Here is a 14,781-nt window from a genome sequence, read left to right as displayed (position 1 = left end):
GGGACACCGCCGTGTGCACGCCCCCGCGTAAGGACGCCAGCACTTCCAGGTCACCGTGCGCATCGCCCCCGGCATCGGTGAGCGCTGCGCATCGGTGTTCTCAGCGACCGCCGTGTGCGCTGTCGGAGGCGCCGCCGAAGAGCCGTGCGACGACGCGGAAGGGCAGAGTGACGACGGTGGCGATCGCGCCGCCGATCGACCGCAGTACGCCGGCGACGGCCTTGGGCAGGGCGGAGTCCGATGGTTCAGGACCCGACCAGGGCCTTGTCGATCGCGTCGACGAAGGCGTCCAGGTCCTTGGGTGTGCGGGAGGTGACCAGGGTGTAGCCGCCCTCGGTGTCGCTGACCACCGGCTCGTCGACCCAGGACGCGGCTCCGGCGTTGCGGATGTCGGTGCGCAGCGAGGCGTAGGACGTCAGGGTCTTGCCCCGGACGACGTCCGCTTCGACCAGGGCCCACGGGCCGTGGCAGATGGCGGCGATGGGGCGGCCCGAGGAGGCGAACGCCTTGACGATGGCGAGGGCCTTGTCGTCGAGGCGGAGCTGGTCGGCGTTGAGGGTGCCGCCGGGGAGCAGCAGGAGCTGGTGGTCGCCGGGGTCCACCACGTCGAAGGTGGCGTCGGGCTGCACGGTTTCGCCGGGGTCCTTGTCTCCCACGAGGGTCTGGACTGGGTCGGCCGTCGCGGCGGCGACGGTGACGTCCGCGCCGTCGTCGCGCAGTCGCGCGAGCGGCACCAGCAGTTCGTCCTGTTCGACCCCGTAGTTGGTGACGAGCGCCAGTACGCGGTGGCCGTTGAGGGGCTTGTCAGCCATGGGGATGCGCCTTTCTCCGTGACGAAGTCGCCGGACCGCGGGTCCGGGACCTATGCGGACGTATACGACGGGGTCAGTGGCCGAGGGCTTTGGCCAGCTGCTGCTTGTTCATGGAGGAGCGGCCGTGGATGTTGCGCTTCCTGGCCTCCTCGTAGAGCTGATCCCTGGTCGGACTCACCGGTCCGCGGTGCGAGCGCTCGCCCCCGCGCTGCGAGGCGGACTTCTTGTCCTGGGTGGAGACCTTGCCCGGCTGCTTCGCCTCGCCGGAGCGGGCCCGTGCCTTGTTGACGGTCCGCGCGGCGATCTCCTTCGCGCGCCCGGCGGAGGCTCCCCGCTTCTCCGCACTCTCCTTGATGTGCTCGTACTGCCGCTCCCGCTTGGGGCTGGAACCTGCAGGCATGACCGCTCTCCTCACCTCGGAATCGACGTGGGGGATGTGTGTCCCCACTCCTCGGGTGCTCCGTACCGGGCGAGTCACACACACTCCCACCACTTCCAGTGCACGCTGTCCCGCCGCGCCCCGCGACCGAGGACGGACCGTGCGGCGGAGGGGACCGGTGCAGGCACTCCGGTGGAGGCATTCATGGAATGGGCCCAGCGGGCTGCCTGCGTTCATGAGGACCCGGAGCTGTTCTTTCCCCTCAGTGCCACGGGACCGGCGCTACGACAGGAACTTGCCGCCAAGCGTGTCTGCCTCGTCTGCCCGGTGATTCGACAGTGCCTGGACTGGGCGATCGACAACGGTCAGGTCCACGGCGTATGGGGTGGAACGAGCGAGCGGGAGCGCGCCGAACTGAGCAGGGGGGCTGACCTGGTACACGCGCACCGATGAACGCGGGGGCCCGGCGCCGCGTCGTAGGGAATCTCGGGCACCAGGGGCGGGTCGGGCTCCCTTCTGCATGAGAACTCCCCAATCGTCTGCTGAGCCGCTCGCACTTCCTTCCGGCCGGTCGACAGTGGGCTCCTGATGACCATCCGAGTCCCCCTCATCGGCCACGACAACCACGTAGCGGCCAGCTGGATCAGCGGCTTGCTGCAGTCCCTTTCAGCCCAACCGGCCATGGTTCTCAAGGGCGTTCTGTTCCGTCTCGTTCGGCGGGCTCGGGCGCTATCAGGTCGAGCAGGCCCGTGGTGCCGCTTCGGGTGAGCGCGGCCCGCTGCCTGGTGGCCCCTGAGCCCTGGTGGATCAGCTGCTGCACGCCCGTTGTCACCCGGTCGACGTCACCGAGTTCCTTGAGCGCGGGTGTGATGTGGCCCAGGAGCGCGCCGACCACGTCGGCGGCGGGCGAGGGCCTGTCGGTGCGTGGGTCGACCAGGTCGGCGGTCAGTCCGTGGCGAGCGGCGTGCCAGCCCGCTGCTTGCAGGATGCTCGGCGACGGGTTCAAGGGGCGGGCTCCCCGGCGGGCCTCGCGCAGGGCGGTCACCACCAGTCCGCGGGCGAGCCCGGCGAGGGTGACGGCGCTCTCGACGTCCAGTTGGACGTCGGGTGCCCGGACTTCCAGCGTCGGGTACTCGTCGGACAGCCGGGCGTGCCAGTAGAGCTGGTGCCGGTCGGCGATCACGCCGGTGCCCAGCAGGGCGCTCACGTGCTCCTCGTAGTGGGCGGCGCCGGAGAAGAACGGGGGCGAGCCGCTGACCGGCCAGCGACCGAAGACCACGGTGCGCCAGCTGGCGAACCCGGTGTCGCGCCCGTTCCAGAACGGGGAGTTGGCGCCCAGCGCCACCAGTACCGGCAGCCAGGGGCGCAGCAGGCCGAGAGCGACGGCGCCGGCCTGCCGGTCGGGCACGGCGACGTGAATGTGCGTGCCGCAGATCAGTTGCTCGTCCACCAGTTGCGTGGCGGCCGCCCGCATCTCCCGGTACCGCGGTGTTCCGGTCACCGGCACCGTCTCCTCCCCCATCAAGGGTGCGCCGCCGGTCGAGGCCAGTCGGCAGTTCACACGCTGTGCGGCCCCGCTCACCAGGCGTCGGAACCGAGCGAGGTGCCGGGCGACCTCGTCGAGATCGGAGCACACCGGGGTCGCAACCTCCACCATGGCCTGCAGAAGTTCGGTGTCGACTTCCTCTCGCTTGAGTCCCGGCTCTCGCCGCGCTGCCGTCCGAAGCCTGCCGGCGCGTGACGCCGGCAGGGCGGTCCGGCTGTCGAGCAGCAAGAACTCTTCCTCCACCCCGAGCGTCACACGTGTCGTCATGGTCACCGACTACCCCCGATCGGCCTGGTCACAGATGCCTTTGGGGTCGGGAGACGGTGGTTGTACGGATTGCTGAGCTGTCAGGTCCGTGATCGAGGTACCCGCCGGGGTGTCAGCCGTTCGAGCCGACGCGCGCGCACGACGGGTAGAAGGGTGTCAGACCGGAGTGGGGCAGGCGCCCCGGCGGGTCGTACCCCGAAGCCCCCGCCTCGGCCGTGTACCGGTGGGTGTTCCCACCGAGCCCTTTGGTCCCCTCACCGAGGAGGACTTCGAAGCCGTCGTACACGCCGTCGCCCTCGTAGGTGTACGTCGCCAGGTCGGGGTGGAGATCGTGGTCGTAGTCGGCGACCGCGATGTCCATGGGGGTCGTCAGATCCAGCGGTGTGACCCGCTGCCCGCGCCCGGCGAAGAGCAGCAGCCCAGCCACGGTGAGGGCGACCTGAGTGCGACGCCGCTTGCCGGCCGCATCACGTCGTAGGAAGAGCAAGCGAACGGTGGGGCCGTTGGCTCGCGCGATCATAGGGGTCAGGTGGCTCGTACCGGCGTCGCACGCGGCTCGCACAGCGCCGTCGCCGGGATCTCGTCCTGGTCCCGGCCGAAGAAGTTCCGGCGGCTCTGAGTGCCCCGGCTTTGAGGCATCCGGCCTTGATACGCAATCCCGCAATCTGGCTCATAGCACCCCTCGTAGGGCTTCCGGAGGCGACCGCTTACTTCGACGAGGTTCGAACAGATGGCGACATCTGCCGGCCGGCTGACAGCCTGCGGATGGAAACAGCGCAGGCTCCAGAGGCCACGCGGGTCTCATCCCGCGCGGACGGCCATGACCAGCCGTCCCCGGCACACTGCCCAGGATCACAACAGGGGGAACACCATCATGAAGTCGATCCGTCGCAAGGCGGCCACCGCAACCGCGCTCGCCGTCCTCGCCCTGGGCGGGACGCTCGCCGCGACCACACCGGCCTCGGCGGCCACGCCCACCCGGTACAACGGAGCCTGTGGCACCGGATACGACGTCATCAGGGCTACGCCGATCCACTCGTCGCAGTCCGCCGTCCCGGCCACCACATTCGTGACCTTCAACAGCGCTGTCGGCAAGGTCTGCGCGGTAACCGTCCGCACGAACCCGGGCGCCCGCGTGTTCATGGAGGTCACGCTGGACACCTGGCCCTACAGCAGCGGCGAGGCCAGGGACTCCGGCTCGTACACCAGCTACGCGGGGCCGGTCTACAAGGACGCTCCCGACGACGGTCAGTGCCTGACCTGGAGCGGTTCTATCGACATCTACTACAACTCGGACAACGGCCTTTGCACCTGACCGACAGTGTCCGACCTGCTCGCCTCGCGGGTCGGCCATGTCAGCAGCTCGCTCCAGGGAGGACCGCCCGCGGCGTTCGGCGGCGGGCGGCTACGCCTTGGTCGACGCGACCACGGCCGTGGTCGCATCAGACGGGGATCGCCGGAACTGTCGCCCTGGCCGCTGCGGTGCGTGGCGAGCAGGACTCCTTGGCCGGCGCCGTCGACACAGCAGTTCTTCGACACAGCAGTTCTTGGTGACGGCCGGGGGCTGCAGAACCTCGCCCGTCGAGCGCGGCTGTCACGACGTTCGGCACTTCCCTGAGGCCGAGTTCGCCGCTGGCCGACGAAGCATTGTTCGCCGCTGCCGTGGACAGTGCCGGGCGCAGTCGCGCGGACCTCGCTCACGGGGCGGTCTTGTCCAAGGGTGATCTCTTGTTGTGCGGCGGGTCAGGCGGCTGCGTGTCCAGGCCGGGTGTGGGACATCGAACAGGCGCAGTTGAAGGACGAGCGCGGCGCGCAGCGTAGCCGACGAGTGGGGGCAGTCCGAGGAGCGCGGACTCACCGTGCGCGGTGCGGTCGTGCTCGTGCCAGGTGTCGTCGAGGTGGCCGGGCGAGGCAGCGAGCGTACGAGCCACCGGCCAGGCGGTGTCTTCGAAGGGATCGGTCGGCATCAGGGGTACCGCGCGGATGTGCAAGAGAGAGGGGTGGGCCAGTCGACCGTAAGGCGGCACGTGGCCCGACTCCCGGTCGAGTGACTTCGCACCTGATGACCGTCCAGACTGTCCGTGTGGCGATGCTCACTGACGTCCTTCAGATGGTGCTGGGTAGGCTCGGGCCGTCGTCGCGGTGGCGTCTGCGACAGAGGGGGACGTCCACTGCAGCCGCCTGACGAGGTGTCAGGAAAGTTAGCAAGTGGCCAGCGCGAGTCCTGAAAAACCCGGGGAAAGCTGCCCGTGCATGCGACTCGTTGTAGGGTGAGGGAACAGCCCTTGACCTGCAAAAACGCAGGCAGGGAGCCTACCTCTGGGAGCGCCCCGATGCTGCGTACCATGTTCAAGTCCAAGATCTAACGCTTGGTCATCTGTGCACGTCAGGGGCATCATGGGCGCGTCCAGGTCAGTAGAAGGTCAGCATGGGTCCGGTGGGGTCCCGGCTCGCTGACCCGGGGGCCGCCACGGTCGGATCTGGACAGATGCCCGACTGTGACCCTGAAGGTCTGATACATGGCTCGCCAGCTCGCCCGAGGTATGGGGTCGTTCTTCAACGACTGCGACTGCACCAAGCCGACTCGGTGCCCTCACCCTTACACGATCCGCTTTCGCAACGGACTGGGTAGGCAGACCGAAGAGGGCGATTTTGCCACGCAGGACGACGCCGTTGAACGCCTCACGCAGATCTACAGGGAGAAGATGCGGACGGCGCCGTCCGTCGCGGAGGCGCGCCGCGAGCTGGGTCAGGAGACGCTGGGGGAGTATCAGAAGACGGTGGGGGAGTGCGCGAAGCAGTGGAGGCCGCGGCAGCGGAAGATCACGGACTGTTCCACGGGAGAGCACGCCGACAGCTCCATCAACGTCCACATAGTTCCCCGAGTCGGCTCGCGGAAGCTGAACACGGTCACGCCGATCGTGGTGGAGCGCCTCCTCGACGAATTGGAGGCCGACGGGCGCCGGAGACGGTTGGTCGGGGGAAAGACGTCGGCCTGAGCGGCTGCCGGAAAATACCAGGTCAGGACCTGTTTCTCAGCTCCTGGCCCCGCGTGAAGGCGTCCAGAGCGTCAAACGAGCGTCACGACAGAGAGATCCATCCCTCCTGTTCCGGGCAAAACGCGCCGCCACAGGAGCCTTCCGGGGGACGGGCGGACGGCGACGGCCGCGTGCAGCGGGAACCCGTGCTGCCAATGCGGCCCAGGTCCCGCCCACCGTCAAGCACCCGCGTCCGTGGCAGGCGGACAGCACGAGCAGCCCGTCCGCAGCCGCAACCGTCAGGCTCTCCCGTTTCGGCCATTCCCCTGGGGGGCATCGCAGCGGAACGACGGGGCATCTCCCCACCCCTCCTCTACGCACGCCGACCAGGCACCGGCCAAACGAACGAACCTGAAACCCCGTCAACCCGCCCTAATGGGACTCAGCGGGCCGTAGGAGAGACTGCGGTCTGTAGCCGCCAGCAGGTGAGCACTCACCAGCCCGGAACCACTGCGAGTTCTGTGGTCAGACCGTGCCCCCGCTGGTCGGCCGGGAGGCCTGACTACTGATGGGATGGCGTGCCCGCCGGGCAGGTTCGGCGTGAGCACTGGATCCATTAGGGCGCGAGCTGTGCCTTCCGCCGGCTGTGCAAGTTCCGCACGAGAGCGAAGGGTTGGGTGCTGATGCTGTTCATTGGCGACGACTGGGCCGAGGACCACCACGACGTCGAGTTGCAGGACGCGACGGGCCGCAGGCTGGCCGCGGCCCGGCTGCCCGAGGGCGTGGAGGGCATCGCCAAGCTGCACGCCCTGGTCGCTCGGCATGGCAGCAAGGAGCTGGAGCCCGCGCAGGTGGCGGTCGGGATCGAGACCGACCGCGGCCCGTGGGTCCAGGCGCTGATCGCGGCCGGCTACCGGGTCTATGCGGTCAACCCCAAGCAGGCGGCCCGGTTCAAGGAGCGGTACGGCACCTCCGGAGCCAAGAGCGACAAGGGCGACGCGCACGCGCTCGCCGACATGGTCCGCATCGACGGCGGCCAGTTGCGCACCGTCGCCGGGGACAGCGACCAGGCCCAGGCCGTCCGCGTCATCGCCCGCGCCCATCAGACCCTGATCTGGGAGCGCACCCGCACCTTCCAGCGCTTGCGGAGCACGCTGCGCGAGTACTTCCCCGGCGCGCTGACTGCCTACGCCGCCCTGGAGCTCACCAGCACCGACGCCCTGGAACTGCTGATCAGGGCACCCACGCCAGAGCAAGCCATGAAACTGACGAAATCGCAGATCACCGCCGAGCTGGCCCGGCACCGACGCCACCACCGGGACCAGAAGGCCGCCGCGATCCAGGCGGCCCTGCGTGAGCCGCAGCTCGGCGTCGCGGCCCCGGTCGCCGCCGCCTACGGCGCGGCGGCGGTCGCCCACGCACGGCTGCTGATCGCCCTGAACGAGCAGATAGCCGCCCTGGAGGAGCAGGTGAGCGCACATTTTCTCGCGCACCCGGACGCTGAGATCTACCGGTCGCTGCCCGGCATCGGCGCGATCACCGGCGCCCGGGTGCTGGCCGAGTTCGGGGACGACCCCACCCGCTACACCTCCGCGAAGGCACGCAAGAACTATGCCGGCACCAGCCCGATCACGCGCGCCTCCGGCAGGACGCACAGCGTCCAGGCCCGCTACGCGCGCAACGACCGCCTCGCCGACGCCCTCCAAAGACAGGCGTTCTCCGCCATCAACACCTCACCCGGCGCCCGGCGCTACTACGACAAGCAGCGCGCCCGCGACGCCGGCTACAACCCCGCCCTGCGCCAGCTCGGCAACCGCCTCGTCGGCATCCTCCACGGTTGCCTCAAGACCCGCACGCCCTATGACGAGGCCACCGCCTGGTCACACCATGCGACCCTCACCGCAGCCGATTGACATCCATACGCCATGGGATGTCTGACCAGCCTGCGAGAATGCGGCATCCGGGTGCTTGGCGACGTCTCGGCGACCGGATTCGACGGCATCCTTTTCGCGGGCCCGGCCCCCGTTGACATCCGTGCACAACCGCGGCTCGAACTCGGCGCCCTCGCCTGGCAGACGCCGAACACCGTCCTCGCCGGTCAGACCATCAGCTTCGAAGTCCAGCTCACCGTCGGAGCACTGATACCTTAACTTGTTGCCATAGAATATTTGGATGCCTTCTCTTCGCGCCCTGGAATGCCTCATCGCTGTCGCGGACACCGGATCGATCACTCAGGCGGCATTGCTGCTGCACTCCTCGCAACCGGCCGTGTCCCACCAGATCGCTTCACTGGAGCGCGAAGTCCACACGGCCCTCCTGCGTCGTGAGGCACGCGGGGTCAGGCTCACCACCGCGGGCCGGGCCGCGGTCGCTGATGCCCGACGGGCGGTCGAGGCGGCCGCCGCCGCTGTTCGGTCGGCCCGGGCGGTGGGAGAAGCCGGGGGCGGATCGCTGCGGATCGGCTGTGCGCAAAGCCTTACCGTCGCCTTGCTCGCCCCGGTGCTCCGCGACTGGCGCCGACGTCACCCGGAAGTGGCCATCAGTCTGCATGAGCTCGCCGTCATGGACGAGGCACTGAGACTGGTCGAGTCCGACGAGGTTGACGTCGCGGTGCTGCCAGACCCCCCGTCCGACCGTTTCGAGGTCACTGCCATCGCTGAGGAGGAGATCGTGCTGGCTGCGCCCACCGGCCATCCACTTGCCCGACGAGCCTCAGTGCGGATCCAGGACCTCGATGGCGCGCCACTCGTGCACTACACGGTGCACAACCGCCTCGGTGCATGGCTCGACCAGTCCTTCGCCCGGGCCGGGGTCCACCCGGAGGCGGTCATGCGGACGTCCGTTACTGCCACGGCACCCCAACTCGCCGCAGCGGGCCTGGGCGTCGCGGTCTGTCCGGTGAGTGCGGTCAGTGCGGGCTTTCCTGGCGTGGTGAGGCCGTTCTCCCCGCGGTGGACCAGACAACTGATGGCGGTGACCTCTGCCAACGACGATCCGCTCGTCGCACGATTCATCGCGGGGCTGCGCCGTCGCGGAGTGCGCGTCCCCCGCAGCGTACAGACGCAGCTCGACGAAGGCCCAGCCGTCGCCGGTGAGTGACTACGAGCGGTGTGCGACCTGCAGGTCCCAAGGCGCGACTCCTCCGGCCTCGGGATTCGACCGGCCCGATGCGCAGACCGGGGTCGAGTGCCGCGACGCCGTCGGGCGCGTACAGCGCGGTCCCGGTGTCGCATCCCGGTTCGACGAAACGGCTGCCTTCGGTGAGGTTCAGCTTGTCGGCGGTCGAGGCCCAGTCCGTCGGCAGGAGCGGCGGCGCGATCATTCATGCGCCCTCGGGTACACCGTGCTCCCGGTAGAAGTCGCAGGCCTGCGCCGCAACGTCTGCGGTGATCGGTTCGTATGGGCCGAATCCGCCGGCGCGGTTGAAGAAGCGGCTCGGGTCCTCGTGGACCGCGAGAGCCAGCGCCGAGCCGATGCGCAGCCAGCCGATGCCCAGCGAGTCCCGCACCGGCGTCGGCGCGCCGGTTGCGAAGTCGGCGTACGCCTCGATTTCCGTCTCCTCGGCCAGGCCGATCGGCACGGTGGTTGTCATGCTTGCTTCTCCATCTCTTGGTTGTTCACGAAGTCCGACACGATGGCGGCGAACTCGTCCGGCTGTTCGATGTGCCCGAAGTGGCCGCTCTCGCGTGGCTCGGACAGCTGTGCGTCTGGGATTCCGCCATGCATTTCGTGCGCGACGCCGGGCGGGCAGATGAAGTCGTGTGTACCGACGATCACCGGTGTCAGACCCTTGATCGCATCGAGCCGGCCCCTTACGTCCCACGGGGCCGGGAGACGGTTCGGGTCGCAGGTGCCCCAGGCCCGCGGTCTTTCTCGGCGGGCAGGATGCGCTCAGACAGCGCCCGAACGACTCGTCGTCGGGGACCTTCATCTGGCACACATTGACCGCGTCCCGCACACGGCCTGCCTCAGCGACCTCCGGCCCATCCGGCCAGCACTGGGAGAAGGACGTCTTCCCCTTACCCGCGGCTTGTCTCTGGCGCACGAGAGTCAGCCCGCTTCCAGCCCAGGCATCCGCGGGTGTTTCGGGTGCACGCCCAGGCCTGCGGAGTGCACGAGGCACACCGGCCTCTCACCGGCACCCCGGTGGACCTCGCGTGCACCATCGACCACGACGGTCCGTGCCTCGCCCACGGGGCTCCCGCGGGTCGCTCGGAGTCCGGGACTGTGTTTCGCAGTGTTCATACCCGCACGATGCGGTGAGGGCGAGGAAAGTTCGACCGGCCGCCGAACTTTGTCGCAGCGGCGGCGCGGGTGAAACAGGCGCAGCTTGCTGACGCGACCCTGGTTCAGGAGATGCACCTACCAGCAGAAGGTGATGCGCCACGCACACGCCGCCGGGGCGATCCGTCCGGCGCCCCGATCGCGGCGGTGAACCTCGGCAACGCGCTCGGCTCCTGGATCGGCGGACTGCTGATCACAGCCGGGCTCGGCTACATCTCCCCCATCTGGATGGGCGCGGTGGCTACCGGACTCGCCCTCGTCCTCCTGGCTGTTTCCGCCCGCACGGCGCCAAAGACAGCACAGTGACCCCGACCGCCCGAGTGGCCGCACTCACTGTCGGGGGACGGGGTCTTCTCCCTGGCCAGGACACGCGAACATGGGCCAGTCGGCGGTCGCCACAGGGCCCGGGCCGCCCGATGGCCCGCCACGGGACAGGGTGGGACGTTGCCCCATCGCCGAGCGACCCCCGAAGGGCGCCCTCGACTGGCCGCCCTGTCCCGCACTCTCGGAGATCGGGCGGCCACGACTCCCCTGCCTGCACGAGACTCTCTTCAGGTGGGGACGTATCCCTGCACCTCGCCGACCACGTTCAGGTGTACGCCGGCATGCACGAGAAGCACGGCGAAGGCCAAGGTCCCGGCATCGCCCGTCCGAGGCGCTTCCGGCCCATGTGCTGCCGCCGGCGGAGCACCCCGTCCACGCGCGGCGAGGTGACCGCATCCGTGAGATGTTCCCTCTCGTGGGCAAGTCCGTCGGCCCCTCCCTCGCCGGACTCGAGGACGGGAGGCGAGGGCCGCGCTCGACCATGGCGTGCCCCCTGCGGCGCACACGCGCCCACGCCTGCGCGTCAGCGCGCCTGTGGTCCACCGTGCTCTCTCGCCCGCCACCTGCGCGACTGGCCGAAGGCTTGTGCCTTCGATGAGGCATCCGGTGATCGGACGAGGCTGCGGCATCCAAAAAATGTATGGATTGCCGTCGACTTATGAATGAATCCGAGGGAACACCAGGCAGCTCCTGATCGCTCTACACCACATGGCCTCCCGCCCGCAGCGAGCGGGAAGCGTCCTACACGAGAGAGAGAAGGCTCCCATGTCACAGGCATTCGTTACGGGTGGCTCAGGTTTCATCGGACAGGCCCTGATCCGCCGACTGGTCGGAGAAGGCCATACGGTCCGCGCACTGGTCCGCAGTGAAGCGTCGGCCGACAAGGTCGCGGCCCTCGGCGCGGAGCCGGTGTGGGGCCAGTTGACGGAGCCGGCCAGCTGGCAGGACGCGGTGGCAGGCAGCGACGTACTGTTCCACCTCGCCGCCGAGACAGACATCAACGCCGACCGCGAGCGCCAAGAGGAGGTGACGGTCGGTGGCACCCGAGCGGCTGTGGAAGCGGCCCGTACCGCGGGGGTCGCCACCTTCGTCAACTGTGGCAGCGAGTCCGCGCTCCTGGCCGGCGAACCGCTGCTGGACGTGGACGAGACCGCACCGCTGCGGCCGGACTCGGAAGCCGCCTACTGTGCGGTCAAGGCCATTGCCGAGCAGGTCGTACTGGATGCCAACACACCGGGCTTCACTACCGTCTCCGTACGACCGCGGTTCGTCTGGGGTCCTGACAGCAGCCTGACCGCAAACCTGGCCGCTGCGGCCAAGGCCGGGCAGTTCGCCTGGATCGACGGCGGCCGGCACACCACCGATGTGACGTACGTGGACAACGCCGTCGAGGGCTTGATACGCGGATGGCGGAACGGCCGGGGGGGCCAGGCGTACTTCGTCACCGACCAGCATCCGGTCATCCTGCGGGACTTCCTGGAGACAATTTTCTCGCTCTACGGCGTCGACGCGCCCATCCCCGACATGGACGCCGAGACCGCCGCCCATGTGGTGCCGGTACCCGCCCGGTGGTTCATCGGACAGCCGTGCACGCTGCGCACCGACAAAGCCGTGACCGAACTGGGATACCGGCCCATCGTCCAGCATGCCGCCGGGTTCGTCGCCGTGAAGGAAGCACTCGCCTCCCACGCCGCGTAACGGCCGGACGGCGTTGTACCTGACCATGGTGTCCGCCCTCCCCGAATAGTGGAGCGGGTGCAGGTGGGTGGACGCTGAATCCGAGGGGCTGCTGTCCGGTCCAGTGAGCACTGTCGTTCAACGGGCCATCTCGCCATGCCCTTCTCCGCGGGTCAGCGCTGTGGGTTCCGGTACGACCGCGGGCATGGATCCGACGCTGCTCAAGTGCCCGGCCGACGCAGGTGGTCGGGCACGCAGGCGTGGGCGGGGACAGTCAGCGGTGAACCGGGACGCAGACATCGCCGGACGGCCCCGCACGGCGCTCTCGCCGGCCGGGCCGCAACGGCGCAGGTATGAGAAAGATAGGGTGCGGTCGCGTGATGCGTCTGGCAATTCTTGGTCCTGTCCGTGCATGGCGGCGGGATGAGGAGGTCGATCTCGGATCTCCGCAGCAGCGTGGACTACTCGCGCTGCTGCTCTTGCATGAAGGGCGCCCAGTGGCGACCGAGGCGATTCTGGAGGCTTTGTGGGGCGAGCACAGGCCTCGCGGCGCTCGGGGCACCGTTCGCACCTACGTCTATCGTCTGCGCCCGGTTCTCGGTGACATGGCAGTCATCGAATCGACCGGCAGCGGCTACCGTCTCACCGTTCGTGACGGAACCTTCGACCTGAGGAGGTTCCGGGAGCTGACCGCCCAGGCTCACCGGGCACGCCGCGCCGGCTCCACGGCGAGTGCTGCCGATCTCCTGCGTCAAGCCCTCAGCACGTGGCAGGGACCAGCCTTGTCGGGTGTCCGGGGCCCCTTCTTCGACCTCGAGCGCGACCGGCTGGAGGAACTGAGGCTGGCTGCTCTGGAAGAGGTGTTCGATCTTGAGCTGGAGGTCGGCGGACAGTCTGATCTGACGTCCGAGATACGGGCAGCCGTGAGGGAGCAACCGCTGCGGGAGCGGCTGCACGAACAGCTCATGCTGTCGTTGTTCCGTGTCGGCCGCCGGGCCGAAGCGCTGGCCGCCTTCCAGCACACACGGCGGCTCCTGCGCGACGAGCTGGGCGTGGACCCGGGGCCGGCACTTCGATCCCTCCACGACCGTATCCTGCGCGAGGGTGAGGATTCGCCCGGCCCTGCGGGCCGTGAGCTGTCCTCGCCCCTCGCACCTGCGCCAGCTCAGCTCCCGGCGGACCCGGCAGTGTTCACCGGGCGCCGCGCGGAGATCGCTGAACTGTCCTTGACGCTGCGTGATGCTGCGCACGCTCCGGTCGTCGGCATCACTGGTCTGGGCGGGATGGGCAAGACAGCGCTCGCCGTGCGTGTTGCGCACACCCAACGCCATTTGTTTCCCGACGGGCAGCTCTTCGCCGACCTCGGCGGGGTCAAGAATCCGGTCGACCCGCTGGAGGTGCTCGGCCAGTTCTTGCGTGCGGTCGGGGTGTCCCGGTTGCCGACATCGCTGGACGAACGTGCCGCGTTGTGGCGTACGACGGTTTCCGGCCGCCGCCTGCTGGTCGTCCTGGACGCCGCATCCAGCGGTGAGCAGGTGCGCCCCGTACTGCCGGCCTCCCCCGGCTGTGCCGTCATCATGACCAGTCCGCGCCGCATCATCGACCTGCCCGGCATCCCCTGGCTGCGTCTCGGCGTTCTGCAGCCCGAGGACGCGCTGCAACTGCTCGCTGCCATCTCCGGGACCCGACGGGTGTTCGCAGAGCAGGAAGCAGCCAGTCGCCTGGTGCAGGCCTGCTCCTACCAGCCGCTCTCGGTGCATGTGGCAGCCGCTCGGTTGGATGCCCGGCCGTCGTGGACGATCGACCAGATCCTGGCCCAACTCGAGGACGATCTGCGCCAGCCAGTCGTCATGCATGAGGACTGCAAGATCGTCGACAGGCCGTTCCGTGAGGCTCAGGCGCGCATGGACGCCTTCCACCGCAACGCCTTCCATCTCGCCGCCGTACCCGACTGCAGCCGACTGGACGCCGTCATGGCAGCGGCCGTGCTCGACCTGCCGGTCAACGAAGCCACTGCCGTCATGGAAGCCCTCGTCGACGCTCATGTGGTGGAGGTCGGCGAGAACTGCGACTACCACTTTCTCGGGCTCGTCAAGGCGTTCGCGAGGCGCCAGGCCCTCAACGGGCTGGGACACGAATACTGCCAACATGCGCTGCACCGGCTGCTTCGCCACTGCCTGACCGGCAAGAACACGGTCGGTGAAGAGGACCAGCGCGTGCTACTGGACCAGATCACCGATCTTCCGGACGCTCTTGCGGAAATGGTGTCGGTCTCGCTGCGCTGATTCCTGCAGCGGAGGCGCGAGGCGACGCACCCGCCCAGGCCCCGTGGGCCTTCCCTCATGGTGGTGGACACACGTTCATTGGTCACGCGGCGAGCGTGAGTCCAGCGACGTGGTGTCGTCGTTCGTATTCGTTGGGGTGAGGTGGCCGTTGGCGGAGTGCCGGCGGCGGGTGTTCAGCACCGGCCTCGGCCACCCTGTCTCGAGCTGCTGGATCCGCTTGTCCTGATTG

General features: G+C 68.8%; 16 protein-coding genes. 9 read left to right on the top strand and 7 right to left on the bottom strand.

Annotated elements, in window-relative coordinates; all coding sequences use genetic code 11:
• Positions 1-100: 100 nt before the first annotated feature.
• From ACWDEW_RS43725 to ACWDEW_RS43715, 3 genes are all read right to left on the bottom strand, one after another.
• Entirely contained in the window at positions 101-229 is a 129-nt protein-coding gene (locus ACWDEW_RS43725) for an LPFR motif small protein (protein ID WP_450521196.1), read from the bottom strand.
• Between the two features lie 16 nt (positions 230-245).
• A complete protein-coding gene (locus ACWDEW_RS43720; protein WP_450521150.1) occupies positions 246-812 on the bottom strand; it encodes a DJ-1/PfpI/YhbO family deglycase/protease in 567 nt (188 codons plus the stop codon).
• A 73-nt stretch (positions 813-885) separates the two neighbouring features.
• Positions 886-1,212, bottom strand: a complete 327-nt coding sequence (locus ACWDEW_RS43715) for a plasmid stabilization protein (protein WP_450521149.1) — start codon at positions 1,210-1,212, stop codon at positions 886-888.
• A 183-nt stretch (positions 1,213-1,395) separates the two neighbouring features.
• Here ACWDEW_RS43715 and ACWDEW_RS43710 point away from each other — a divergent pair, with 183 nt between their 5' ends.
• Positions 1,396-1,644 carry a WhiB family transcriptional regulator gene (locus ACWDEW_RS43710; RefSeq protein WP_450521147.1) on the top strand — a complete coding sequence of 83 codons (249 nt, stop codon included), beginning with the start codon at positions 1,396-1,398 and terminating at the stop codon, positions 1,642-1,644.
• 235 nt (positions 1,645-1,879) lie between these two features.
• Here ACWDEW_RS43710 and ACWDEW_RS43705 read toward each other — a convergent pair whose 3' ends face one another.
• Positions 1,880-3,004: a carboxylate-amine ligase gene (locus tag ACWDEW_RS43705; RefSeq protein ID WP_450521145.1), complete on the bottom strand. Its 1,125-nt coding sequence runs from the start codon at positions 3,002-3,004 to the stop codon at positions 1,880-1,882.
• Between the two features lie 112 nt (positions 3,005-3,116).
• Entirely contained in the window at positions 3,117-3,431 is a 315-nt protein-coding gene (locus tag ACWDEW_RS43700; protein ID WP_450521144.1) for a hypothetical protein, read from the bottom strand.
• A 447-nt stretch (positions 3,432-3,878) separates the two neighbouring features.
• On the opposite strand from ACWDEW_RS43700, the gene ACWDEW_RS43695 reads away from it, so the two are divergent.
• From ACWDEW_RS43695 to ACWDEW_RS43675, 5 genes are all read left to right on the top strand, one after another.
• Positions 3,879-4,319 (top strand): hypothetical protein, encoded by a 441-nt coding sequence (locus tag ACWDEW_RS43695; RefSeq protein WP_450521142.1) that lies wholly within the window; start codon positions 3,879-3,881, stop codon positions 4,317-4,319.
• A gap of 1,204 nt (positions 4,320-5,523) precedes the next feature.
• Positions 5,524-6,003, top strand: coding sequence for a hypothetical protein (locus ACWDEW_RS43690; protein WP_450521140.1), 480 nt, complete (start codon positions 5,524-5,526; stop codon positions 6,001-6,003).
• Between the two features lie 662 nt (positions 6,004-6,665).
• Positions 6,666-7,895, top strand: a complete 1,230-nt coding sequence (locus ACWDEW_RS43685; RefSeq protein ID WP_450521138.1) for an IS110 family transposase — start codon at positions 6,666-6,668, stop codon at positions 7,893-7,895.
• A 51-nt stretch (positions 7,896-7,946) separates the two neighbouring features.
• Complete coding sequence (locus ACWDEW_RS43680; RefSeq protein WP_450521136.1) at positions 7,947-8,132, top strand: hypothetical protein; 186 nt, start codon at positions 7,947-7,949, stop codon at positions 8,130-8,132.
• Between the two features lie 22 nt (positions 8,133-8,154).
• Positions 8,155-9,081, top strand: coding sequence for a LysR family transcriptional regulator (locus ACWDEW_RS43675; protein WP_450521134.1), 927 nt, complete (start codon positions 8,155-8,157; stop codon positions 9,079-9,081).
• A gap of 223 nt (positions 9,082-9,304) precedes the next feature.
• On the opposite strand, the gene ACWDEW_RS43670 is transcribed toward ACWDEW_RS43675, so the two are convergent.
• Complete coding sequence (locus tag ACWDEW_RS43670; RefSeq protein ID WP_450521133.1) at positions 9,305-9,574, bottom strand: hypothetical protein; 270 nt, start codon at positions 9,572-9,574, stop codon at positions 9,305-9,307.
• Entirely contained in the window at positions 9,571-9,759 is a 189-nt protein-coding gene (locus ACWDEW_RS43665; RefSeq protein ID WP_450521131.1) for an alpha/beta fold hydrolase, read from the bottom strand. The genes ACWDEW_RS43670 and ACWDEW_RS43665 overlap by 4 nt, the downstream gene beginning before the upstream one ends.
• A 654-nt stretch (positions 9,760-10,413) precedes the next feature.
• Here ACWDEW_RS43665 and ACWDEW_RS43660 point away from each other — a divergent pair.
• From ACWDEW_RS43660 to ACWDEW_RS43650, 3 genes are all read left to right on the top strand, one after another.
• Complete coding sequence (locus ACWDEW_RS43660) at positions 10,414-10,572, top strand: hypothetical protein (protein WP_450521129.1); 159 nt, start codon at positions 10,414-10,416, stop codon at positions 10,570-10,572.
• A gap of 783 nt (positions 10,573-11,355) precedes the next feature.
• Entirely contained in the window at positions 11,356-12,288 is a 933-nt protein-coding gene (locus ACWDEW_RS43655) for an NAD-dependent epimerase/dehydratase family protein (protein WP_450521127.1), read from the top strand.
• A gap of 359 nt (positions 12,289-12,647) precedes the next feature.
• Positions 12,648-14,552, top strand: coding sequence for a BTAD domain-containing putative transcriptional regulator (locus ACWDEW_RS43650; RefSeq protein ID WP_450521194.1), 1,905 nt, complete (start codon positions 12,648-12,650; stop codon positions 14,550-14,552).
• Positions 14,553-14,781 lie beyond the last annotated feature (229 nt).

The sequence above is a fragment of the Streptomyces sp. NPDC001100 genome, assembly GCF_053598575.1.
Note: the sequence above shows the minus strand (reverse complement) of the source record. Positions and strands in the feature narration are given on the sequence as shown.

What these genes read in the sequence shown, in the direction of transcription:
- ACWDEW_RS43670 (WP_450521133.1), bottom strand. Translation starts at nt 9,574, where the DNA reads ATGACAACCACCGTGCCGATCGGCCTGGCCGAGGAGACGGAAATCGAG.
- ACWDEW_RS43690 (WP_450521140.1), top strand. Translation starts at nt 5,524, where the DNA reads ATGGCTCGCCAGCTCGCCCGAGGTATGGGGTCGTTCTTCAACGACTGC.
- ACWDEW_RS43650 (WP_450521194.1), top strand. Translation starts at nt 12,648, where the DNA reads ATGCGTCTGGCAATTCTTGGTCCTGTCCGTGCATGGCGGCGGGATGAG.
- ACWDEW_RS43710 (WP_450521147.1), top strand. Translation starts at nt 1,396, where the DNA reads ATGGAATGGGCCCAGCGGGCTGCCTGCGTTCATGAGGACCCGGAGCTG.
- ACWDEW_RS43675 (WP_450521134.1), top strand. Translation starts at nt 8,155, where the DNA reads ATGCCTTCTCTTCGCGCCCTGGAATGCCTCATCGCTGTCGCGGACACC.
- ACWDEW_RS43685 (WP_450521138.1), top strand. Translation starts at nt 6,666, where the DNA reads ATGCTGTTCATTGGCGACGACTGGGCCGAGGACCACCACGACGTCGAG.
- ACWDEW_RS43695 (WP_450521142.1), top strand. Translation starts at nt 3,879, where the DNA reads ATGAAGTCGATCCGTCGCAAGGCGGCCACCGCAACCGCGCTCGCCGTC.
- ACWDEW_RS43720 (WP_450521150.1), bottom strand. Translation starts at nt 812, where the DNA reads ATGGCTGACAAGCCCCTCAACGGCCACCGCGTACTGGCGCTCGTCACC.
- ACWDEW_RS43715 (WP_450521149.1), bottom strand. Translation starts at nt 1,212, where the DNA reads ATGCCTGCAGGTTCCAGCCCCAAGCGGGAGCGGCAGTACGAGCACATC.
- ACWDEW_RS43655 (WP_450521127.1), top strand. Translation starts at nt 11,356, where the DNA reads ATGTCACAGGCATTCGTTACGGGTGGCTCAGGTTTCATCGGACAGGCC.
- ACWDEW_RS43705 (WP_450521145.1), bottom strand. Translation starts at nt 3,004, where the DNA reads ATGACGACACGTGTGACGCTCGGGGTGGAGGAAGAGTTCTTGCTGCTC.